The sequence below is a fragment of the Chitinophaga jiangningensis genome (genome assembly GCF_900142605.1).
GTDB lineage: Bacteria > Bacteroidota > Bacteroidia > Chitinophagales > Chitinophagaceae > Chitinophaga > Chitinophaga jiangningensis.
Genome location: NZ_FRBL01000005.1, coordinates 491,314 through 511,353, shown reverse-complemented (window position 1 = coordinate 511,353; position 20,040 = coordinate 491,314). Strand labels below are relative to the sequence as shown.

The following is a 20,040-nucleotide window of genomic DNA, read 5'->3' as shown; positions in this document are numbered from 1 at the left end:
CTACTGTGCTTTTTCGCCCTGTGGGGCTTTCGGATTAGGAGGATTGGAACCTTTGATAGATTCGATGAAGCTGGCCAGCATCGCTATCTGCCTTGGTGAAAAATCTTCCTGCCATGCTTTCATCCCTTTTTCAGGAACACCGTATTTGATGGTTTTAAACACATCGTTGATTTTCCCACCGTGCAACCAGTACTCGTCGGTAAGGTTAGGCCCTACCACACCCTGTCCCTGAGGGCCGTGGCATGGAGCGCAGTTGCTGACGAAGAGCTTTTGCCCGCCGGCCAGCTCATCTGCGGAGGTGAGTAAGGTGACCGTGTTTTCATCTACATTATTGGCGGCATTTTTCAGAAATTCCGCTTTGGCGGCAGCAGCTTTTTCTTCTGCCATGGCCAGCTCTTCAATCTGTGTGGGTGCAGTGCCAGATACATATCCTCTCCACAGATACACCACACCAAAGGCGATACTGAAATAAAAGCCCCATTTCCACCATGGTGGGGTGGGGTTATTCAACTCGCGGATACCGTCGTAATCGTGTCCCATGTCCTGCTCTGCTTCGGAAGCCTGATCCACCGTTTTGGTGTTGTTGAGCTTTTCGAACCAGTTGACACGTGGCTTGCCGGGCACGGGTGCTTTCTTCGGTTTGCGCTTGCGCTGAATACCCACCAGGTGTTTCAGTGTAAAAAGTAGGGTTATGATTACCAGGATTTCTAAGAGGATTACGGACACTAATGTCCACAGGGATGTTTTGGACAACAGGCCGCTGGTAGGAGCTTCCACCAGTGCATCGGCGGCGTGTGCCTTTAAAGCACCCGACATGGCCAGTAGAATCACCCCGATGGTGATCATGGCTTTGCCGGCATCTTTTTTCATTTTTTCCCGGAAGATGTCCATGGCTCCCATTACAGCATTGCCAAGTACTGCGATCGCTATCAGCAGGAAGCCGGCAATGATCAGCAGCATCAGCGCTACCGGGTCAGCGAGCTCGGAAGGTTGCGGCTTTCCGTTGGCCAGTGCCGGCACGCTCATAAGCGTACCGGCCGTTAATATGATCAGTGGTTTGATGTTCATGTTGGTGATTAATTTTCTTCTTTGTCCAGTGGAATACGACTTACATGATCCATCATTCTTTTATCGGAGCTGAACGCCAGGTAGGCTGCTGCCACAAAGAAAATGGAGAATATCAACAGGGATGCAAGCGGGTAAATGCTTACGCCGGTGATGGATTGCAGGTAGTTGATGAATTTCATGATTACTGGTTTTAAAAGTCAGTGTTTGCGGCAGCAGCTGGTGCTTTGGGCGCATCTTTAATATCCTTGCCGAGGCGCTGCAGATATGCGATCAGTGCTACAATTTCCCGGTCTTTCCCTACCGGCAGCTTATCGTTTTTCAGGTTCGCTACGATGCCGTTTGCCTGTGCTTCCAGGTCAGCGTTGGCTTTGGTTTCATATCCGCCCGGATAAGGAACACCCAGCTTACGCATTACATTAATCATTGCTGGTGTTTTGCTTTTATCAATTCTATCTTCAAACAGCCATGGATAAGCCGGCATGATAGAACCCGGCGACATAGACGTAGGATCCAGCATGTGGTTGAAGTGCCAGGAGTCAGGATACTTACCTCCGAGGCGGGCCAGATCCGGACCTGTGCGTTTGGAGCCCCATTGGAATGGATGGTCGTACACGAACTCGCCGGCTTTGGAATATTCGCCGTAGCGGGCCACTTCGTCGCGGAACGGGCGGATCATCTGGGAGTGACAGGTATAGCAACCTTCTCTCAGGTAAATATCACGGCCATGCAATTCCAGCGGTGTATAGGGTTTTACACTGGTGATAGTGGGTATATTACTTTTCACGAGGAAGGTAGGCACCATTTCCAGCAGGCCACCAATACCTACCACAATCAGGCTGAACACGACCATCTGCACTGGACGGCGTTCAATCCAGTTGTGCCAGTGACTTTTACCATGTGTGGTGATCACTTTAGGCAGTGGTGCCGCTTCTGCTGCTTCATTGGCCACAAAGCTTCCACGACGGATTGTTTTGGTCAGGTTCACTATCATCAAAATCAAACCACCCACATAAAACAGGCCTCCAACCGCACGTAGTGCATACATGGGCAGAATAGCGCTTACTGTTTCCAGGAATTGGTATTTTAAAGTCCCTTCTTCGGTGAACTGCTTCCACATCATGCTCTGGGTAAAGGCCGCCCAGTAGAGTGGAATAGCATAGAAGATAATACCGAGTGTACCCAGCCAGAAGTGTGTGTTAGCCCATTTGCGACTGTATAACTGGGTAGAAAATATTCTCGGGATCATCCAGTAAAGAATACCGAAGGTCAGGAATCCGTTCCAACCCAAGGCTCCTACGTGTACGTGTGCGATGGTCCAGTCAGTATAGTGACTGATAGCGTTTACGTTTTTCAGGGATAACATGGGACCTTCAAACGTAGCCATACCGTAGCAGGTAAGGGCTACTACAAAAAACTTAAGAATAGCATCTTCCCTAACCCTATCCCAGGCTCCACGCAGGGTAAGCAGCCCATTGAGCATACCGCCCCATGATGGGGCAATCAGCATGATAGAGAATACGGTACCGAGTGACTGTGCCCACTCTGGCAGTGCAGTATATAACAGGTGGTGAGGGCCTGCCCAGATATAAATAAAGATCAGTGACCAGAAGTGAATGATTGACCAGCGGTAGGAATATACCGGCCTGTTGGCAGCCTTCGGAACAAAGTAGTACATCAGTCCCAGGTAAGGCGTGGTGAGGAAGAAAGCCACGGCGTTGTGCCCATACCACCACTGTACCAGCGCATCCTGCACGCCGGCGTACCAGCTGTAACTTTTAAATAACGTGATCGGATACTCGAAGGAGTTAATGATATGCAACATCGCGATGGCTACCCAGGTACCTATATAGAACCAGATGGCAACGTAGAGATGAGCTTCGCGGCGCTTCAGGATAGTTCCCAGCATATTGGCTCCAAACACCACCCAGATAAGGGTTATGGCGATATCAAAAGGCCATTCCAGTTCGGCATATTCTTTACCGGTAGTGTAACCGAGGAACAGGGTCAGGGCACCGCCGGCGATGATAGCCTGCCAGCCCCAGAAGTGAATTTTACTCAGCAGGTCGCTAAACATTCTGGCTTTACACAACCGTTGCAACGAGTAGTACACGCCCATGAAAATACCATTGCCCACAAAAGCAAAAATAACGGCGTTGGTGTGCACCGGGCGTAAACGACCAAATGTGGTGGGAGCAAAACCGAGGTTAAGGTCTGGAATTACCAGCGCTGTAGCGGCCCACAGCCCGGCGAGCATGCCTATTAAGCCCCAGAATACACAGGCGTAGGCAAACCATTTAACCGTTCGGTTGTCGTAGTAGAAACGTTCTAAAGACATAAGTATGATGGATTGAGTGCGGAATTACGTTTAGTCGTTGTTGTTAGTTGTTTTATCCTCAAACAGGATGCGGTGTGCGGGAGAAAAATCATCTTCAAACTGTCCGTGCTTCACAGACCAGATAAACGCGGCCAAAAATCCGAGTGCGACGGTAAGACTCGCTCCCAGTAAGAGTATGATGACGCCCATGGCAACAGTAGTTTGGTGATAGTAAGCTTCCAGCGCGACAAGGGTTACCCGTTGCCCCGCAAACGATTGTTTGCGGGGCCCATTTCAATTACGGGCATTAATACTAGCGCTTTGGAGTTATTACTATGTATATGTTTCGTGTCGTTAGCAAAGGTAATTTTGGAGGAACGGTGGTACAATGATATTGCTCAATCGCAAACATGATTTTTGTCAGGCATTCGCTGAAAGTCCTTTGTCAGAAAGCCTTTTGCCGTATATCTCGCTCATGCTGTAAGTAAGCAGGATAATACTGATGGAGCTGGCCGGCATCAGGATAGCGGCCACCAGTGGGGATAGTATGCCCTGCACGGCGAAGTATAGTCCGGTAATATTATATGCGAGCGACATAATAAAGCTGATGATCACAATATGTTTGTTGGCTTTACAGAGGCGTATAAACGCTGGCAGCATGCTGAGCTGCTGTGCTTCAATGATGCCGTCGCTGGCAGGTGTAAAGTTGTTAGTGCTTTCTGCTACGGAGATGCCAATATCGCTTTGCCTTAATGCACCGGCATCATTCAATCCATCTCCTATCATCAATACTTTTTCACCATGCTGCCGGAGATGAATAATGTAGTCCAGCTTGTCCGTAGGTTTTTGCTCAAAACGCAGTGTGGCACTGCTTCCCATGAGGATGCGCAGGCTGGCTGCCTCGCGGGTATTATCCCCGGAAAGCACGGATAAATTGTAATGGTTACGGATGTTTTCCAGCATACCGCGTATCCCCGGCCGGTACCCATTGCGGACCGTAAACAGTCCTACCGGTTTTTCATTGAAACCAATATACACAACGCTGCCGTCCTGTTCTTCTTTTGGATCAATACCTACAAATGCGGCACTGCCCATGCGGATGTATTGGTTTTCTATCCATCCGGAGATGCCATCGCCTGCGGTCTCTTTAAATTCACGTACCGGGTAGCTGCTGCTGTTGCCGCAGTAATTATTAATAGCGTTACTGAGCGGATGGGTGGATTGTGCCGCCAGGCTACTAATCATCATCTCCTGCATGGGACTGAGTGTATCCCCAACATAGCGGACTTCTGTACCGGATTTGCCGGTGAGTGTGCCGGTTTTATCAAATACAATGTGCGTGGTATTGGCCAGATTTTCAATGGATTGTGCGTTTCGCAGGTACAGTTTGTGCCTGGAAAGTATGCGTAGAATATGGCCGTTTGTAAAAGAAGAGGCAAGCAGTAAGGCGCAGGGGCAGGCAATAATTAATATAGCCGTTACCGATGGCCATATACGTGCAGGATCTTTTACCGCCCACACTGTAGCTGTTACAACGGCAATGAGCAGTACTACCCAGGTAAAGTACTGGCTGAGCAGGTGTACAAAAGAGGTGTTGGTATCACTTTCCTTTTTAAGCTCATCGCGGTTCCAGAGGCTGGTGAGGTAGCTCTGGGCTACCTCTTTGATGGTGAGCACTTCAATGTTGCCACCCATTTGCCTGCCTCCTGCGTACACGATTTCCCCTACGGATTTCTTTACCGGTGCAGCTTCGCCGGTAACGAAGCTATAATCGATCAGTGCCTCGCCGCGGGAAATAATGCCGTCTGCCGGAATCAGCTCCTGGTGATGAATCAGCAGGGTGTCATTAATTTTAATATCCGGCAGTGTAGTAGGTACCGGGTTGCCTTCCTTTATAACGGAAACGGCTATGGGAAAATAGGACGTATAGTCGCGATCAAAAGATAATCCCTGGTAGGTTTTTTCCTGTAAAATGCGGCCGATGAGCATGAAGAACACGATGCCCGTCATGGAATCGAAGTAACCGGAGTTGCCGGTGGCCACTTCGGTCAGGCTCCTGATAAATGTAACCCAGATGGCGAGTACAATCGGGACGTCGATATTGAGGAAACCGTGTTTAAGGCCGCCCCAGGCGGATTTATAAAATGCCTGTGCGCTGTAAAAGAAAACCGGTAAGGAAAGGCCGAGGTTCATGAACTGGAACATTCTGTTCATGGCAGCATCCGTATGCCCTGAGCCGGAAAAATATTCCGGAAAGCTCAGCAACATAATATTGCCAAAGCAAAATCCTGCTACGCCCAGTTGGTACACCATTTTACGTTGTACGGTTGGTTTTTTCTCCTTCATATCATTTAGGGAGATGTAAGGTTCGTAGCCGATAGCCGTCAGCACTTCTGCCACGGCGCGGAGGCTGGTAGCCGAATGATCGTATATAATGAAGGCTTCTTTTTTACTAAAGTTGACGGTTACACGTTGTACGCCTTTATTGAGCCTGTGCAGGTTTTCCAGCAGCCAGAGGCAGCTGCTGCAGTGGATCTGAGGCAAGTAAAAGGTCACATGCACCTGTGTTTCGTCCTTGAACTGGATAAGATGCTGCTGTACCTTTTCATCTTCCAGGAATGCAAATTTATCTCTCCTTACCTGCATACGCTGGTTAACGCCTGGCTGTGCGTTCAGGTCATAATATTCACAAAGATTGTTCTGGTGCAGTATTTCATATACTAGTTTACAACCTTCGCAGCAGAAAGTTTTTTCTGCCATCATCACCGGGCTGTTGTTGCAGTCTTCGCCGCAATGGAAGCAGGCGACCTGTGTTTGCATGGTATCAGACATCAGTCAATGCTTGAAGAGTGAGGTAAATCGTCCTGCTGGATCATGATAGTTCCTGGTTTGGTAACGGCAGGGTACAGTATATTCTGGGTTACGTACATCCATTGGTGTACGAGTAGTTCCAGCAGGTACATATCGCCTATACATAATTTGTAGGCATTGCTCCAGGATGGCTGTAGCTGGTAGTTACCGGTTACCTGACGCAGCTTTTGCAGCAGCAGGGTTATTTTCTGGTAAGAGGATCGGATGGATTGGTAGGTGTTGGGTTGTATGCAGCGGATATTTTCCTGGTTTTCCTGTGCCTTTTCTATTACGGGAAACAGGATGGTACTTTCCTTGCGGATTACCTGGAGTATTTCGGCCTGCATGCGGGAAAAAAGCAGGTGTTGAATATCTGCTGCTGCCGGGGCATTCCCATCATCCTGCCGGTCGAGCAAAAAGTAGGACATCACCTGTTCAGCGGTTTGTTCTACCGGCGTATGGAATTTATGGACAGTGACCTCACAGAGTTCTGCGGGGCATAGTTCATGAAAGTTTATAATGGCAAAAGGCAGCATCAGTACGGACGTATTTTTGATGCAACAAATTTACCGGGAGCCGCAGGGGCATCCAATGACTTGTGTCAAGCGTAAAACTGATATTTATCAGGATTAATCGTGCAGGTTGGCGGTACGGATAATTTCCGGCATATCTAGGAGGCGGATTTTTTTACCGTCCAGTTCGATCATACCGTCCTTTTTAAATTCGGAGAGCAGTCGGATAGCGGATTCGGTGGCAGTGCCAACGAGGTTGGCGATTTCCTCACGGGAGAGGCGCACGTTGAGGGTATGGCCGTCTTCTTCGAGGCCGTAGGTTTCTTTAATGAATAGTAAGGTTTCGGCGAGGCGCTCACGCACCGGCTTTTGGGCGAGGTGGGTGATTTTGAGTTCTGCCTTACGCAGTTCGCTGGACAGGATGCGCATCATCTCGAAAGATAGGGATGCATCTGACTGTAGGATGTTGAGAAACAGGTCTTTAGGAATAAAGCAGATAGAAGAATCTTCCAGGGCGGTGGCAGTTGCGGTGTAACGTTCGTTACTGAGCAAGGCCTTATAGCCCATGATATCGCCGGCTTTCACGAGGCGTACGATTTGTTCGCGGCCATCGTCGCCACTGTGCGACAGTTTGATTTTACCGTCGTTGATACAGTAGACACCAAATGGGTAGGCTCCTTCGTGGAAAATTACCTGTCCTTTTTTGTAGGATGAGCACACTTTTGCCGCATCAATCTGTTCAAGATTGTTTTGGTCCGCTTTGCAGAATATAGACGAGAAGCGGTCTTTACAGTTTTGACATGCTGGATTTAACGGTGTACTCATAATGAATTGTGCAAATGTACTAATTTACGGCTCCTTAACCAAAGCAAAAGCAGTTGTGGCGCTTCATTATTATGTAATTTATAAACCATACGAAGTACTGACCCGGTTTACCCCCGAGGGGAACAAGGCTTGTCTGGCAGATTTCTTTAAAGTACCTTCAGATGTATATCCTGTGGGGCGCCTGGATTATGACAGTGAGGGGCTATTATTGCTTACGAACGATAAAGCATTGAATCACCGTTTGTTATCTCCCAAATACCAGCACGAAAGAGAGTATTGGGTACAGGTAGACGGCGCTGTGACGGAAGAGGCTGTCAGAAAACTGGTGCAGGGAGTACAAATAAATGTGGATGGCAAAATGTATCTCACGAGAAAATGCAAAGCAGAAATTTTTGAGGAGGAGCCTGTTTTACCACCACGCAATCCACCGATCCGTTTTCGTAAGAGCATACCCGCTCCCTGGCTGCGGATGACGCTGCATGAGGGAAAGAACAGGCAGGTAAGAAAAATGACGGCGGCCGTAGGCTTTCCTACGTTGAGGCTTGTACGTTATAGAATGGAGGGGTTAACAATTGCCGGTATGAACGCCGGAGATATGGTGGAACTGAGTCGCGAAGAGGTTTACCGGAAGCTAAAACTGCTGTGATGCTTTTTGGCTTTCTGGTCTTATTTAACTAGGTTTGTTGCCTACAAATTTCTATTATGCTGAAATCAATGACTGGCTTCGGAAGGGCGGAGAGCACAAGAGGCGAAACAACTATTGTGGTGGAGATCAAATCGCTCAATGGAAAACAGTTTGAGGTGAATCTGAAATTTTCTCCTTTACTGAAACCTTATGAGTTTGATATCCGCTCCCAGATGCAGCAGGTGCTGCAGCGCGGAACACTGGATGCTACCGTCAACGTACGTCAGAATGGCGCTACAAGGCCTGTAGTCATTAACACTGACCTTGCCAAGTACTACTACCAGTCCATTACTATGCTGGCCAACCAGCTGGAGCTGCCGCAGGGCGACATGCTCAACATCCTCATGAAACTGCCCGAAGTAGTGACCCCTGCCACCGAGCAAATCACCGAAGGCGAATGGAAAGATGTGGAAGAAGTATTACAGGCTGCTTTGCAGGACCTCGATATGCACCGCCAGGACGAAGGCATTATGCTGGAAGCCGACCTGATTCAGCGTATTGAAAATATCGAAACATACATGGGCAAGGTGAAAGAGCTGGACCCGCTCCGCAAGGATCGCATCCGCCAGCGCCTCGAAGGCCTGCTTGCCGAACATGTAGGTAAAGAGAATGTGGACAGCAACAGGCTGGAACAGGAACTCATCTTCTATTTAGAAAAACTCGATATCTCCGAAGAGCTCTCCCGCCTGGAAAACCATTGCCGCTATTTCAAAGAAATTTTGAAAGAAGCAGATCCTGCCAAAGGTAAAAAACTCGGCTTCGTGCTGCAGGAAGTAGGCAGGGAAATCAATACCACCGGCTCCAAAGCTAATGACGCCGGTATTCAGCAATGGGTAGTGCTGATGAAAGACGAACTGGAAAAAGCCAAAGAACAAGTACTAAACGTTTTATAGCAAGGCGTAAACCTTATGAAGAGACTACTCCTGGTAACCGCAGGCCTTTTAATTCTGGCTGCAGCCTGCAAGCCGCCTAAACTGGACGTCTACGAAAAAAACCTGGAAATCCCGGGGCATGACTGGACCTACGACTATAAACCAGCTTTTGAAGTTAAACTGGAACCGGAAGATACTGCCTGGCTGTACAACATATACGTGAACGTACGCCACCAGACATCTTATCCGTACAGTAACCTCTGGCTAATGGTAGGAACACAATACCCGGGCGACAGCATCCCTGCCCAGCAACGTGTGGAACTGCCCCTGGCAGAACCCTCCGGAAAATGGCTCGGCAGCGGTATCGATGATATATATGAGCATAGAGTGCCTATTCAGCAAAATGCAATTTTTAGCAAACCAGGCACCTATAAAATCACTTTTGAACAAAACATGCGGCAAAATCCGCTTCCCCATGTAATGAATGTTGGTTTGCGGATAGAGAAAGCCGGTAAACGGCCTTGATGAAAAGAATTTATAATAAAATGCAGGAAGGAAAATCAGTATCCTTCCTTTACTTTTTAGTACTGTTTTATACAGTTGCTGCACTGGTATGGTGGGGAATACTACTCCTGCGCCAAAGCCACCAGATCACCGGTTTTGAAGTGCAAAACCTCGCCCTCCGGATCGATAGCCTGCAAAAACCAGTGGAATACCAGCTGGAACTTCAGCGCATCGAAAAAGACGAAAAAATGCGCTTCATCAAATATCTCGGCGAAGGCCTCACCTTTCTCGGCATATTGCTGGTAGGCGCCGGATTTGTATACCGCGCCATCTGGAAATACATGAAACTCAGCCGTCAACAGCAAAACTTTATGATGGCGGTTACCCATGAACTGAAGTCCCCTATTGCGGCAGCCAAGCTAAACCTGGAGACTATACGCAGACACAGTAGCCTCGACGAAGAAAAGAGGTCACGGCTCATCGATAACACCATCCGGGAAACCAATCGCCTCGACCAGCTGTGTAACAACATCCTGCTGGCAGCGCAACTGGAAACCCACCGCTATCAGCTCTTTAAAGAACCCCTGAATGTATCGCAGCTGATGGAGTCAGATATTAAAGAAATTGGCGGACGAATTGGCACTCATACTATTCAGGCAAGCATTTTGCCAGGGGTATGGATGGAAGGTGACAAGCTGATGCTGCACATCGTACTGAGTAACCTGGTGGAAAATGCTGCCAAATATGCACCCAAAAACACCGCTATTCTGGTAAAACTGTTCGAATCCAATAAACAGCTCAAGTTACAGGTAGTGGATGAAGGTCCTGGTATCCCTGACGAAGAAAAAGAAAGAATCTTCCTCAAGTTTTACCGCGTAGGCAATGAAAATACCCGTAAAGCCAAAGGCTCCGGTCTCGGACTGTTCCTGACAGCTAAAATTGTAGAGCAACACAACGGGATCATACATGTGCGCGATAATAAACCTACCGGCGCCTGCTTTGAAATAACATGGACTGATTATTCCATACAAACGGCGTAAATTTAAACCGGATTAAATGACAGCCTTTAATCCATCATTTGACTTACAATCAAATATTAACACATGAAGGAAGCTACAAAAGCATCAATACTACTGGTTGAAGACGAAGAAAATCTCCAGGAGGCGCTTAAGCTGAACCTGGAGCTGGAAGGCTATGAAGTTACTGCCGTTGACAATGGGACCGCTGCCCTCAAAGCAGTCAAAAACGAATATTTTGACCTGATCATACTCGATATCATGCTCCCGGAAATGGACGGCATCGCTGTTTGCGAAAATATCCGCATTCAGAATAACGAAGTGCCCATCCTGTTTTTGAGTGCTAAAAACAGCAGCGCCGACAGGGTGCTGGGACTCAAAAAAGGCGGGGACGACTACATGACCAAGCCCTTCAACCTCGAAGAACTGCTGCTGCGTGTAGAGAAACTGATCGTAAAAAATAAAAAAATACAGGATAAAGACAGCGTACCAAACGTTTACCGCTTTGGTAACAATACCATCGATTTCGCCGCACAGGAGTGCATTGGCAAAGACGGTAAACATTATGAGCTCAGTAAAAAAGAAGCCATGCTGCTGAAACTACTCATCGAAAACAAAGGTGAAGTAGTGACCCGTGAAAAAATCCTGCAGGTAGTTTGGGGATATAACGTATACCCCACCACCCGTACCATCGATAACTTTATCCTCAACTTCAGAAAATACTTTGAAGAAGACAGCCGTAACTCTAAATACTTCCATTCTGTACGCGGAGTAGGCTATAAATTCACAGAAGCATAAGCTATTTCACGCTGGTCAATGGCCTTCGGCCATTGACCAGCGTGTTTTAATCGCGCAGGAGGCGCGATTAAAACACGCCACCGAAAGCAACTATGCCTCAAAACGCAATGCAAACAACAAAACACCAAATTTCCTCCAAATCTCACCGCTTTCCGGTTATTTTCTGCCTTGTACAAAATGACACTTCCATCTGGCAGTGATTTACCCGATATTTAATTATCGTGGCACATTTAACTATAGCAATGGTGTTTGCTGCAGTCTGGCCGTATTGGGTATTCTTCGGGGTTAGCCTCATTACGATCCTGCTTTTTTTCTTCGAAAGAGAGAAAAGAATCCGTCGTGCCGCCAAAGAAGCCCTGCACCGGCAGCAGGCCATGATCAACCTGGAACTCAACGCCTTTCAGGCCCAGCTGGACCCTCACTTCATCTTCAACAGCCTTAATGCCATCCATCACTATATCCTGGCTACCAGCACAGATATGGCCTCCCTTTACCTCACCCGCTTCTCCAAACTGATGCGGCTCATGATGGGAAATTTCAAGAAGGAATGGATCACCCTTCAGGAAGACCTCGACGCACTGGAGCTTTATTTACAACTGGAGCAGTTGCGGTTTGAGCAGCAGTTTACCTACCGCCTGGTGCTGGAGCCGGAAGTGGAACCTATGCACACGCTGATTCCTCCCCTGATTATACAACCTTACGTGCAATATGCCATCTGGCACCGGCTGCTGGTGCGCCCGGAGAAAATCGGCGGCCAGCTGGATATTATTATCGGCCTCAAAAACGACCGGCTTTATATCCGGGTGGAAGATAACGGCAATCCCACCGCCTCCCTGCTGGACGATACCGCAGCCCGCCTCGCCAACGGCATCGATATCGCCTCCGAACGCCTGTACCTCATGAGTGAGCGCTACCATATGAAAGCCAGCATTTCCGCACAGCCCATCCTGGACAGCGCCAGCCACCCTTGCGGCAATCGTCTCGTGATCAGCATGGAACATACCCCCGCCCGACAGGAACTGACGGGCTGAATGCTTGTACAGCAGCAAAAAAAAGCGTAATTTTTCATCGTCAAACAGAGGCATTTCCCCCTCTTTTTGTAATTATACCATCTATCAACTATTTCTACCTTCATGCGCGCCATCATTGTGGACGACGAGAAGCACAGCCGAGACGTACTTCGAATTCTTCTTGAAAAAAACTGCCCGGATATAACGGTAATGGCTACATGCAATAATGGCGAAGCCGCCCTTGACGCAATTGCCATGTACGACCCTCAGTTGCTGTTTCTTGATATTGAAATGCCCGGACTGGACGGATTCCAGGTACTGGAAGCCACTAAACGAGGCTCCTTTGCTGTGATCTTTACCACAGCGTACGACCATTATGCGGTCCAGGCCATACGGCACAGCGCACTTGACTATCTCCTTAAACCAATAGATACAGCAGAACTGAAAGAAGCCGTTATAAAAGCCACCGAACGCATGGGGCAACCGGTTACTAAAAAAGTGGATAACCTCGTGGAAATGTTGCAGCAGCATATTAAACAGTCGGAGCGACTGGCGCTGCCCACCACAGAAGGCCTCCGCATGGTGATCGCCAGCGATATCCTTTACTGCGAATCAAACGGGGCCAACACCAACGTATACCTGCGTTCCCAGGAAAAACCTTTCCCTGTAACCCGTACCATGAAGGAAATGGAGGAAGTGCTGGAAGATAAAGCTTTTTTCCGCGTGCATAACAGTTTCCTCGTCAACCTCTCCTTTATGGATAAATATATCAAAGGCGACGGTGGTGAAATCATCATGTGTGATGGACAGCGAGTGCCCGTATCCCGCCAGAAAAAGCAGGACTTCCTGTTAAGGATCGAGAAGATGTAATGCTTACAAACGCTTGATGGCAGCGCAGGATACCCAGCCGTTCTTACCGTCGTTGAGCTCTACTTTGCAGTATTCGCTGGTAGCGTCCACCAGCTTCACTTTCATACCTTCATGCAGTTCAAACAGCTCCTTGCTGTTATCGTCCGGAGCGGCCTTTACTTTGATGGAGCCCGTCATTACAATACCACTGTTGTGGTTATTGGCGATGTTATAGGTATCAACGGCCATCAGCAGGTACACGATAAACAGTACGCCAAACAGGTAATTAGCCCACTTTAGGTATTTATTGTGTAGTCCGGGAATCTGGGTGTTTATAATAAGAGATGTAATGAGTATCCAGATAAAAATGACCGCGCCTACCGCCCAGCCATTAGAGGTGTGCAGGTGTTGCAGCTGTAGCCACCAGCGCTGGAAAAATACCAGCGGGAGATCCCCTACGTAGCCATTCACCTTTTGATTGGCCACGCTGAGGTTATGCTTGATGGCAGCGTCTTCCGGTGACAGCTGCAGGGCCTTTTCATAGTTATACACCGCCTGTCCCGTTTTGCCTGCCTTATACCAGGCATTGCCTGCGTTGAGGTATAAAGGGCGTGCGGTGTAGCCGGCATCTATTAGTTGCTGATAGATAGTGGCTGCTTCCGTAAACTTGCTCTGACGATAGAGGTTATTGGCTTCGTCAAAGCGTACTTGTGGATTCACTTCCTGCGCAAGGGCCGGCGTGAAGCAGGCCATCAACAGAAGGCCTGCTGCCAGGAAAATCGATTTGAACATTCTGCAATAGAACATTTGCCTGGTGGTTAAAAATTAATTCTTCAATGCGTCTTCCAGGTTGGTGATGATGCTGACAGCTTTTTCATACGTCCCCTGCATCCGGCGGTTGTCCTGGCCAGGGGCATACAATGCAACCTCACAATTGTCTATCAGTTCAAAAAGCTCGGAAGTATTGCTGCCATTGATACTACGGGCAGTCAGTTTCTCCTGTACCAGTTGCTTGCTAAGGTCAGCAAATGGAATTTTGAGCTTATGGCTTAAATAACCCCATACGGCCCTGGAAGTTTCTTCGTAGAAGGCTTTGTCCTTACCTTCTTTGAGGTAACGGGCGGCCAGTTCCAGGCGTTTGAGTGCTACTTTGTTTGCATAGCGGTGTTTGAGCACAGCAGCGTTGGTGGTATTGTAATCCTGGCGGCGTTTATAAAACACAGCGCCTGCATACACCAACACCGGTATCAGCAGCAGGATGTAGAACCATATGCTGGTTACAAACCAGGTATGTTTTTTTACCCATGGCATAATGCCGGTTTCAATGCCCACCAGCTCATTTCTACCTACGCTGTAATCCTGCTTTTCGGATTTAACTTTTTTCCCTTGTGTGATATTAATAGGGAAAGATGCAGATTTTATCGTTTTATAGGTGTTCGCGGAAGGGTCGAAGTAAGAGAACTCCACAGGAGGAATCACATGCTCCCCTGCTTCTGTTGGCATCAGTACAAACTCGAATGTACGGCTGCCCGACAGTGGATTACTGTTCTTTTCAATATTGTCGGTTACTTTCGGGTCATATGCTTCGAACCCGGAGGTGACGTCCACTTTGGGTGTATTCAGCAGGTTTACGTTGCCCTGGCCGGTGATGGTCACTTTCAGGGTCAGCGCTTCGTCGGTGGAAAGTTTGTCCTTATTTACCTCCGCGGTCATATTAAAGCGGCCTACGGCACCATTGAAGCTCGCAGGGCGGCCATCCACGGGCAGCGGCTTCACGGTAATTTTTACCGGGTTGCACTGCGTTTTGTATGGCACATCTTCATATTCCACATCCGGGCGATTAAAGAAATCGTCGAAGAAGGGATCCTTAAAGGCAGGGTCATTGAAGAAGTCCTCAAACGGGTCTCTTGCCCGGCGTTTGTTTTGTACCACTTTCACCAGGCGCACCTGATTATCCACTTCCACGGGTTCCAGTTCCAGGGTGCCGGATTGTAATGGGAACAGCAGCGTTTTACGGATGGTAAACACCTTAAACAACTGGCCATTCACCATTTCTTCGGTGGCCTGCGGCGGGTTGGGAAGTTCTATGTCTTTAGCAGAAAAGCCTTTGAAGGCAGGGACTTTTGTAACACTTGAATTAGTAGGGAGGCGGGTATAGAGTTTATACGTAGCGGTTAGCTGGTCGCCTTCGTAGAGATTGGTTTTATCCACATCTACTTTTACAAATATGTTCTTACGGAGTTTTTCGTCGATATTTTCACCTTTCTTCAGTATGCCGTCAACCGCTTCATCGCGGCCGCCACGCTGGCCATAGCCACCGGCAGACTGCTGTTGTTGCGGGGCCTGTTGCTGGGAAGCACCTGCACCCCTGCGTACTTCTATCAGTACAGGGTTGGATTTTACCACGTTGCCATTTACTCTGGCCTGTGCGCCGGCAATGGTGAAACTACCTACACGTTTGGGCTGAAGCACATATATGAGCGCTATGTATTCTGATCTGCGTCCATTCATGATGGATTGACCCATGCTTTGACTGGGGCCTTGCAGCACATCAAAATCTTTGAAGTCGGGAGGGTTAAAGCTAGTCACATTGACCCCATTCTCAATCATGAACTGAATCTGAAATGGCTCGTCCAGTGCCACCGTGTTGCTGCTCACAGTGGTAGTAAAGCGGAAATCCTGCGCAAATGCGCAGTTCACCAGCCCTACTAAAAACAATAAGGAGAAAAGACACTTTCTCATACTAAATCTGACCATCATAATTATGTCAACAAATTTAACCTAACCCGCCATGGATGCGGTACCTGCGCCGTTAAAAGTTAGTTAAAAAATTATGAATATATGATTGTTAAATATCTCCTAAAACTGGCCGTAGTACGATATCTTCGACTACTGTTTGTTTGGCAAGTGTAAAGGCGGTCCACACTACAGTGGCGATATCTTCAGGAGGCATCATCCTGTCGGGCGGCGCTTCAAAACCATCCCAGGAGGCGGTGAGGGTGGCGCCGGGGCTGATGCTGGTTACTCTTACACCATAGGGTTTCATCTCTTCGCGCAGGTTGCGGCTAAAGCCGAGCAGGGCGTGCTTGGTAATGCTGTAGGAGCCGCCATTGGCGTATGCCTTGTGGCTGGCCACCGAGCAGAGATTGAAAATATGTCCTTTGCGGAGCTGCATCATTTCCGGGAGCAATGCCCTGGTGAGGTGATAGGCGCTGTATAAGTTAACCGCCATCAGCTGCTCCAGCAGCCCTTCCGCTTCTTCGTACAGGGAGCCTGGGGTAAATATACCGGCATTGTTGACAAGGATATCCACCTGGCCGAAGGCATTTTTCACCGTTTCTGCAAAACGCAACACCTGGGCCTTATCGCCCATGTCCACCTGCTCCGCGAGTACGGTTACCGCGCTGTTTTGCGCCTGTATTGCGGCTTTAGCTTCCGCCAGGGCCGCGGCATTACGGGCACATATGGCAATGTTAAATCCTTCTTTTGCTAATCTTTCAGCTACTGCCCTGCCAATACCCTTACTGGCGCCGGTTATTACTGCATTCATGGTTATGTCCTGAGTTAAAGCGGTAAAATAGTAAAAATTGTATTTCGTAACTTTGCGCGATCATGAAATATAAACATCTTTTCTTTGACCTGGATCATACACTCTGGGACTTTGAGACCAACGAACAGGAAACACTGCTTGAACTATACGAGCAGCATGCATTGGAAAGTAGAGGGGTGCCATCATTTCAGGAGTTTTCAACTGCTTATGTCGACATTAACGAACGCCTCTGGGATCGCTTCAGAAAAGGCTTTATCACCCGCAAGGACCTTCGCTATAAACGCTTCAGCATGACTTTACTGGCCTTTAAGATCGGTGATGAAAAGCTGAACGAAGCCCTGTCAGACCAGTTCCTGGAAGTATTGCCGACTAAAAAAAGGCTCTTCCCGCACGCCGTAGAGGTGCTGGACTACCTGGCGGCCAAAAATTATCCCATGCATATGATCACCAATGGTTTTGAGGAGACGCAATTGCTGAAGATGAAAAATTCCGGGATAGATAAATATTTTACTCATATCATCACCTCCGAAGTGGCGGGCAGTCTGAAGCCATACCGCGAAATTTTCGATTATGCGATGGCCAAAGCGGTTACTTCTGCCCCGGAAAGTATTATGGTGGGAGATGCGATGGAACTGGATATAAAGGGTGCGCATGGCGTAGGGATGGATCAGATCTATTTTAACCCTGCCAAGCCTCCGGTAGATTTCAAGCCTACGTATACCGTGAATTCGCTGGCGGAAATCATGGATATTCTTTAACCGATCACAGCTTTGTAAGTGAAATTGCAGGGTTGATCCGCCGGTTGCGAGGCTGAACGCCAGTGGCGATACTGAATAGAACCAAACCTTAGGTTTTGCGCCTAAAACAAAAAGGAATCGCCAAGCGATTCCTTTTTGTTTATTCCAATATGTTAATGGCTTATTTAGTAGTTTTTTTAGCCGCCTTTACGCGCATGGCTGCGGTTTTGGATGGCTGTTTACAGCAGCTTTTCGCTGTGCCCTTGCTTTGACAGGTGGCGGCATCTTTGCAATCCGCCTTTTGTGCTGTTTTGGCTTCCTTTGCAGGAGCTTTCTTCGTATTGTCTTGCGCAAATGTGGTACCTGCAACGAGCAGGGAGGCGATAGCCAGTGTAAATAACTTTTTCATAGCCCGATTAGATTTTTGCAATTACTGTTTGTGCACCTTTTACAACCTGTTCCAGCTGCACGGTTACTTCTGTTCCTAAAGGTAAGTAAAGATCCACCCTTGAACCAAATTTAATGAAGCCCATTTCGTCGTTCTGGCTTACCTGCATACCCGGCTTGAGGTAGTTAACGATACGACGTGCCAGGGCGCCGGCGATCTGGCGGATCAGGATATCGGTTTTGCCGTTGCCGATCACCACGGAATGTCTTTCATTTTCGGTGGAAGACTTTGGATGCCAGGCCACCAGGTATTTACCGGGGTGGTATTGGGAGAGTTTAACCTCACCGCTGATGGGATTTCTATTTACGTGAACGTTGGCAGGGCTCATGAAGATGGATACCTGCAGGCGTTTGTCTTTGAAATATTCAGGCTCATATACTTCCTCAATCACCACTACTTTACCATCGCATGGGGAGATAACGAGGTTATCGCCTTCAGTATTTTTTCTGGCCGGTAACCTGAAAAAGGATACGATGAACAGGAAAAATATTACGGAAATGGCCAGGAGGCTCCAGGTGAGCGCCGGTGAGTCGAACCAGTAAAATACTGCTCCGTTAATTACTAACAGTACCAGGAACACAAGGGAAATGGTAGCAAATCCTTCACGATGGATCTTCATTGTTTTCTATTTGTTTGTCTGTTTATTGGTTTAATCGCACAGCGAAGTTAGTTCAATTCAAAAAATTCAGCATACGAATTTCTTTTTTACAGCATAAATGACTGTACGTAGATCCAGGCAAAGGGTGCTGCCAGCAGCATGGAATCGAACCGGTCGAGGAATCCGCCGTGGCCGGGCATGATGTTGCCGGAGTCCTTTACACCCGCCATACGCTTGAGTTTGGATTCGATGAGGTCGCCAATGGTGCCAAACACCGCTGCGATGCCTGCCAGCACCAGCCAGTGCTGTAAGGCAAGGTAGCTGCTGCCCCAGAAATGGCCGTATACACCGGCAGCTGCTACTGCGAGGATCATACCGCCCAGAGTACCTTCAATGGTTTTTTTAGGGGAAATGGCCGGCGCAAATGGGGTGCGGCCAATCAGCGAACCCACAATGTACGCCATGGTGTCGTTGATCCAGATGAAAATGATAAGCAGCAAGGGGATCAGCCAGCCGGGAGCGGTGCCTACCTGGTCGGCGGTGTAGTGAATATCGATCGCATTCAGGCGGATATTCACCAGCATGCTGAATGGGATGGTAACATACAGCAGCCCCAGGGCGGAATAGCCGATGTTTTTAAGTGAAAAGTCTTTGCTGAACAGGATTTCGCCTAACGGGAGTACCATCAGGAAGATAATGGCGAGCCACCATCCTATAAAGCCGGCATTAATATCTCCCAAAATAAAATTACTACCGGTAAATGCCAGCATAATGGCGCAACTGGCGATAGAAACGCCATAGCGGTGTAACCCGGAGGTATTGGCAAAATCAGTATCGATCTGCCTGATCAGTTTGAAATATTCCTGCAGGGCGAAAAAGTTCACCAGGAAAAACAGCAGGAAAAAAGTAAAGGGATTCCAAAGGATACCACCCAGCATCACTGCTACAAAAACCAGTGCTGACGCGGTGCGGGTAAAAAATGTTTTCATTATCGAAATTGCTGTTAGTTGATTTTAGAGCCGCAAAAGTCTGCAAAAATTTGAGCAAATGCCAGTCCGGGTGTATTATTCATGGTCCCCGGCCTTGTTTCCTTCCTCTTCATCCAGCTCGTAAGGGTCGCCGGTAGGCAGGTTATTATGCTGGGTAACCAGCGATTTCGCCGTTTCTGCCTGCTCATCGGGCACGTACAGCTCTACCTGACCAGGGATGGTAAAGGTATAAGAGGAAGATTGTTTGTTGAGAATAACCGCGTCAATTCCATTTTCGATCAACATACCTTTCACGATTTCCGTTTCGTATGGTCGGTCGCTTGCGAATACTTTAGTCCAGCCTTTTTCCATGTTACAGTTATTTTGTTAGTAAGTTAAGTTACTATTTTTCTGCCGTTTAGCGTGGTGCGTCTGC

General features: G+C 48.2%; 22 protein-coding genes. 8 read left to right on the top strand and 14 right to left on the bottom strand.

The window, feature by feature from the left end; genetic code table 11:
• The 7 genes from BUB18_RS14980 to BUB18_RS14950 form a co-directional block, all read right to left on the bottom strand.
• Complete coding sequence (locus BUB18_RS14980; RefSeq protein WP_083550036.1) at positions 1–1,068, bottom strand: cbb3-type cytochrome c oxidase N-terminal domain-containing protein; 1,068 nt, start codon at positions 1,066–1,068, stop codon at positions 1–3.
• 8 nt (positions 1,069–1,076) lie between these two features.
• Complete coding sequence (locus BUB18_RS14975) at positions 1,077–1,247, bottom strand: cytochrome C oxidase Cbb3 (protein ID WP_073082469.1); 171 nt, start codon at positions 1,245–1,247, stop codon at positions 1,077–1,079.
• 11 nt (positions 1,248–1,258) lie between these two features.
• Positions 1,259–3,403 carry a cytochrome-c oxidase, cbb3-type subunit I gene (gene ccoN, locus BUB18_RS14970; RefSeq protein WP_073082466.1) on the bottom strand — a complete coding sequence of 715 codons (2,145 nt, stop codon included), beginning with the start codon at positions 3,401–3,403 and terminating at the stop codon, positions 1,259–1,261.
• A gap of 30 nt (positions 3,404–3,433) precedes the next feature.
• The gene (ccoS, locus tag BUB18_RS14965) at positions 3,434–3,592 is read right to left on the bottom strand and encodes a cbb3-type cytochrome oxidase assembly protein CcoS (RefSeq protein WP_073082464.1); all 159 of its coding nucleotides are present in this window, start codon (positions 3,590–3,592) and stop codon (positions 3,434–3,436) included.
• Between the two features lie 210 nt (positions 3,593–3,802).
• Positions 3,803–6,214, bottom strand: a complete 2,412-nt coding sequence (locus BUB18_RS14960; protein ID WP_073082461.1) for a heavy metal translocating P-type ATPase — start codon at positions 6,212–6,214, stop codon at positions 3,803–3,805.
• Positions 6,214–6,768 carry a hypothetical protein gene (locus BUB18_RS14955; RefSeq protein ID WP_073082459.1) on the bottom strand — a complete coding sequence of 185 codons (555 nt, stop codon included), beginning with the start codon at positions 6,766–6,768 and terminating at the stop codon, positions 6,214–6,216. The genes BUB18_RS14960 and BUB18_RS14955 overlap by 1 nt, the downstream gene beginning before the upstream one ends.
• Positions 6,769–6,861: 93 nt before the next feature.
• Positions 6,862–7,569 carry a Crp/Fnr family transcriptional regulator gene (locus tag BUB18_RS14950; RefSeq protein WP_073082456.1) on the bottom strand — a complete coding sequence of 236 codons (708 nt, stop codon included), beginning with the start codon at positions 7,567–7,569 and terminating at the stop codon, positions 6,862–6,864.
• Position 7,570: 1 nt separating this feature from the next.
• On the opposite strand from BUB18_RS14950, the gene BUB18_RS14945 reads away from it, so the two are divergent.
• The 7 genes from BUB18_RS14945 (at position 7,571) to BUB18_RS14915 (ending at position 13,324) form a co-directional block, all read left to right on the top strand.
• Positions 7,571–8,215: a pseudouridine synthase gene (locus BUB18_RS14945; RefSeq protein WP_083550032.1), complete on the top strand. Its 645-nt coding sequence runs from the start codon at positions 7,571–7,573 to the stop codon at positions 8,213–8,215.
• Positions 8,216–8,271: 56 nt separating this feature from the next.
• On the top strand, positions 8,272–9,147 hold the full coding sequence (locus BUB18_RS14940) for a YicC/YloC family endoribonuclease (RefSeq protein WP_073082453.1): 876 nt from the start codon (positions 8,272–8,274) through the stop codon (positions 9,145–9,147).
• Positions 9,148–9,162: 15 nt separating this feature from the next.
• Positions 9,163–9,651, top strand: coding sequence for a gliding motility lipoprotein GldH (locus BUB18_RS14935; protein ID WP_073082450.1), 489 nt, complete (start codon positions 9,163–9,165; stop codon positions 9,649–9,651).
• Positions 9,651–10,670 (top strand): sensor histidine kinase, encoded by a 1,020-nt coding sequence (locus tag BUB18_RS14930; RefSeq protein WP_073082447.1) that lies wholly within the window; start codon positions 9,651–9,653, stop codon positions 10,668–10,670. The genes BUB18_RS14935 and BUB18_RS14930 overlap by 1 nt, the downstream gene beginning before the upstream one ends.
• 63 nt (positions 10,671–10,733) lie before the next feature.
• A complete protein-coding gene (locus BUB18_RS14925; protein ID WP_073082445.1) occupies positions 10,734–11,444 on the top strand; it encodes a response regulator transcription factor in 711 nt (236 codons plus the stop codon).
• A 221-nt stretch (positions 11,445–11,665) separates the two neighbouring features.
• Complete coding sequence (locus BUB18_RS14920) at positions 11,666–12,475, top strand: sensor histidine kinase (protein ID WP_143159957.1); 810 nt, start codon at positions 11,666–11,668, stop codon at positions 12,473–12,475.
• Between the two features lie 102 nt (positions 12,476–12,577).
• The gene (locus tag BUB18_RS14915; protein ID WP_073082438.1) at positions 12,578–13,324 is read left to right on the top strand and encodes a LytR/AlgR family response regulator transcription factor; all 747 of its coding nucleotides are present in this window, start codon (positions 12,578–12,580) and stop codon (positions 13,322–13,324) included.
• Positions 13,325–13,327: 3 nt separating this feature from the next.
• Here the strand turns inward: BUB18_RS14915 and BUB18_RS14910 are convergent, their stop codons facing one another.
• The 3 genes from BUB18_RS14910 to BUB18_RS14900 form a co-directional block, all read right to left on the bottom strand.
• Complete coding sequence (locus BUB18_RS14910) at positions 13,328–14,095, bottom strand: tetratricopeptide repeat protein (RefSeq protein ID WP_073082436.1); 768 nt, start codon at positions 14,093–14,095, stop codon at positions 13,328–13,330.
• 33 nt (positions 14,096–14,128) lie between these two features.
• Positions 14,129–16,045: a BatD family protein gene (locus tag BUB18_RS14905; RefSeq protein ID WP_073082433.1), complete on the bottom strand. Its 1,917-nt coding sequence runs from the start codon at positions 16,043–16,045 to the stop codon at positions 14,129–14,131.
• A 106-nt stretch (positions 16,046–16,151) separates the two neighbouring features.
• The gene (locus BUB18_RS14900) at positions 16,152–16,853 is read right to left on the bottom strand and encodes an SDR family oxidoreductase (protein ID WP_073082430.1); all 702 of its coding nucleotides are present in this window, start codon (positions 16,851–16,853) and stop codon (positions 16,152–16,154) included.
• Between the two features lie 62 nt (positions 16,854–16,915).
• Between BUB18_RS14900 and BUB18_RS14895 the strand changes: the two genes are divergently transcribed.
• The gene (locus tag BUB18_RS14895) at positions 16,916–17,611 is read left to right on the top strand and encodes a YjjG family noncanonical pyrimidine nucleotidase (protein ID WP_073082428.1); all 696 of its coding nucleotides are present in this window, start codon (positions 16,916–16,918) and stop codon (positions 17,609–17,611) included.
• A gap of 160 nt (positions 17,612–17,771) precedes the next feature.
• Here BUB18_RS14895 and BUB18_RS14890 read toward each other — a convergent pair whose 3' ends face one another.
• The 4 genes from BUB18_RS14890 to BUB18_RS14875 form a co-directional block, all read right to left on the bottom strand.
• Positions 17,772–17,999, bottom strand: a complete 228-nt coding sequence (locus tag BUB18_RS14890; protein ID WP_073082425.1) for a hypothetical protein — start codon at positions 17,997–17,999, stop codon at positions 17,772–17,774.
• A gap of 7 nt (positions 18,000–18,006) precedes the next feature.
• A complete protein-coding gene (locus tag BUB18_RS14885) occupies positions 18,007–18,657 on the bottom strand; it encodes a phosphatidylserine decarboxylase family protein (protein WP_073082423.1) in 651 nt (216 codons plus the stop codon).
• Between the two features lie 86 nt (positions 18,658–18,743).
• Positions 18,744–19,625, bottom strand: coding sequence for a phosphatidate cytidylyltransferase (locus tag BUB18_RS14880; protein ID WP_073082420.1), 882 nt, complete (start codon positions 19,623–19,625; stop codon positions 18,744–18,746).
• Positions 19,626–19,700: 75 nt separating this feature from the next.
• Complete coding sequence (locus BUB18_RS14875; protein WP_073082417.1) at positions 19,701–19,976, bottom strand: putative signal transducing protein; 276 nt, start codon at positions 19,974–19,976, stop codon at positions 19,701–19,703.
• Positions 19,977–20,040: the final 64 nt, after the last annotated feature.

Excerpts from the sequence above, each read along its gene's own strand:
- BUB18_RS14980 (WP_083550036.1), bottom strand. The coding sequence starts at position 1,068 with ATGAACATCAAACCACTGATCATATTAACGGCCGGTACGCTTATGAGC.
- BUB18_RS14975 (WP_073082469.1), bottom strand. The coding sequence starts at position 1,247 with ATGAAATTCATCAACTACCTGCAATCCATCACCGGCGTAAGCATTTAC.
- ccoN (WP_073082466.1), bottom strand. The coding sequence starts at position 3,403 with ATGTCTTTAGAACGTTTCTACTACGACAACCGAACGGTTAAATGGTTT.
- ccoS (WP_073082464.1), bottom strand. The coding sequence starts at position 3,592 with ATGGGCGTCATCATACTCTTACTGGGAGCGAGTCTTACCGTCGCACTC.
- BUB18_RS14960 (WP_073082461.1), bottom strand. The coding sequence starts at position 6,214 with ATGTCTGATACCATGCAAACACAGGTCGCCTGCTTCCATTGCGGCGAA.
- BUB18_RS14955 (WP_073082459.1), bottom strand. The coding sequence starts at position 6,768 with ATGCTGCCTTTTGCCATTATAAACTTTCATGAACTATGCCCCGCAGAA.
- BUB18_RS14950 (WP_073082456.1), bottom strand. The coding sequence starts at position 7,569 with ATGAGTACACCGTTAAATCCAGCATGTCAAAACTGTAAAGACCGCTTC.
- BUB18_RS14945 (WP_083550032.1), top strand. The coding sequence starts at position 7,571 with ATGAATTGTGCAAATGTACTAATTTACGGCTCCTTAACCAAAGCAAAA.
- BUB18_RS14940 (WP_073082453.1), top strand. The coding sequence starts at position 8,272 with ATGCTGAAATCAATGACTGGCTTCGGAAGGGCGGAGAGCACAAGAGGC.
- BUB18_RS14935 (WP_073082450.1), top strand. The coding sequence starts at position 9,163 with ATGAAGAGACTACTCCTGGTAACCGCAGGCCTTTTAATTCTGGCTGCA.
- BUB18_RS14930 (WP_073082447.1), top strand. The coding sequence starts at position 9,651 with ATGAAAAGAATTTATAATAAAATGCAGGAAGGAAAATCAGTATCCTTC.
- BUB18_RS14925 (WP_073082445.1), top strand. The coding sequence starts at position 10,734 with ATGAAGGAAGCTACAAAAGCATCAATACTACTGGTTGAAGACGAAGAA.
- BUB18_RS14915 (WP_073082438.1), top strand. The coding sequence starts at position 12,578 with ATGCGCGCCATCATTGTGGACGACGAGAAGCACAGCCGAGACGTACTT.
- BUB18_RS14910 (WP_073082436.1), bottom strand. The coding sequence starts at position 14,095 with ATGTTCAAATCGATTTTCCTGGCAGCAGGCCTTCTGTTGATGGCCTGC.
- BUB18_RS14905 (WP_073082433.1), bottom strand. The coding sequence starts at position 16,045 with ATGAGAAAGTGTCTTTTCTCCTTATTGTTTTTAGTAGGGCTGGTGAAC.
- BUB18_RS14900 (WP_073082430.1), bottom strand. The coding sequence starts at position 16,853 with ATGAATGCAGTAATAACCGGCGCCAGTAAGGGTATTGGCAGGGCAGTA.
- BUB18_RS14895 (WP_073082428.1), top strand. The coding sequence starts at position 16,916 with ATGAAATATAAACATCTTTTCTTTGACCTGGATCATACACTCTGGGAC.
- BUB18_RS14890 (WP_073082425.1), bottom strand. The coding sequence starts at position 17,999 with ATGAAAAAGTTATTTACACTGGCTATCGCCTCCCTGCTCGTTGCAGGT.
- BUB18_RS14885 (WP_073082423.1), bottom strand. The coding sequence starts at position 18,657 with ATGAAGATCCATCGTGAAGGATTTGCTACCATTTCCCTTGTGTTCCTG.
- BUB18_RS14880 (WP_073082420.1), bottom strand. The coding sequence starts at position 19,625 with ATGAAAACATTTTTTACCCGCACCGCGTCAGCACTGGTTTTTGTAGCA.
- BUB18_RS14875 (WP_073082417.1), bottom strand. The coding sequence starts at position 19,976 with ATGGAAAAAGGCTGGACTAAAGTATTCGCAAGCGACCGACCATACGAA.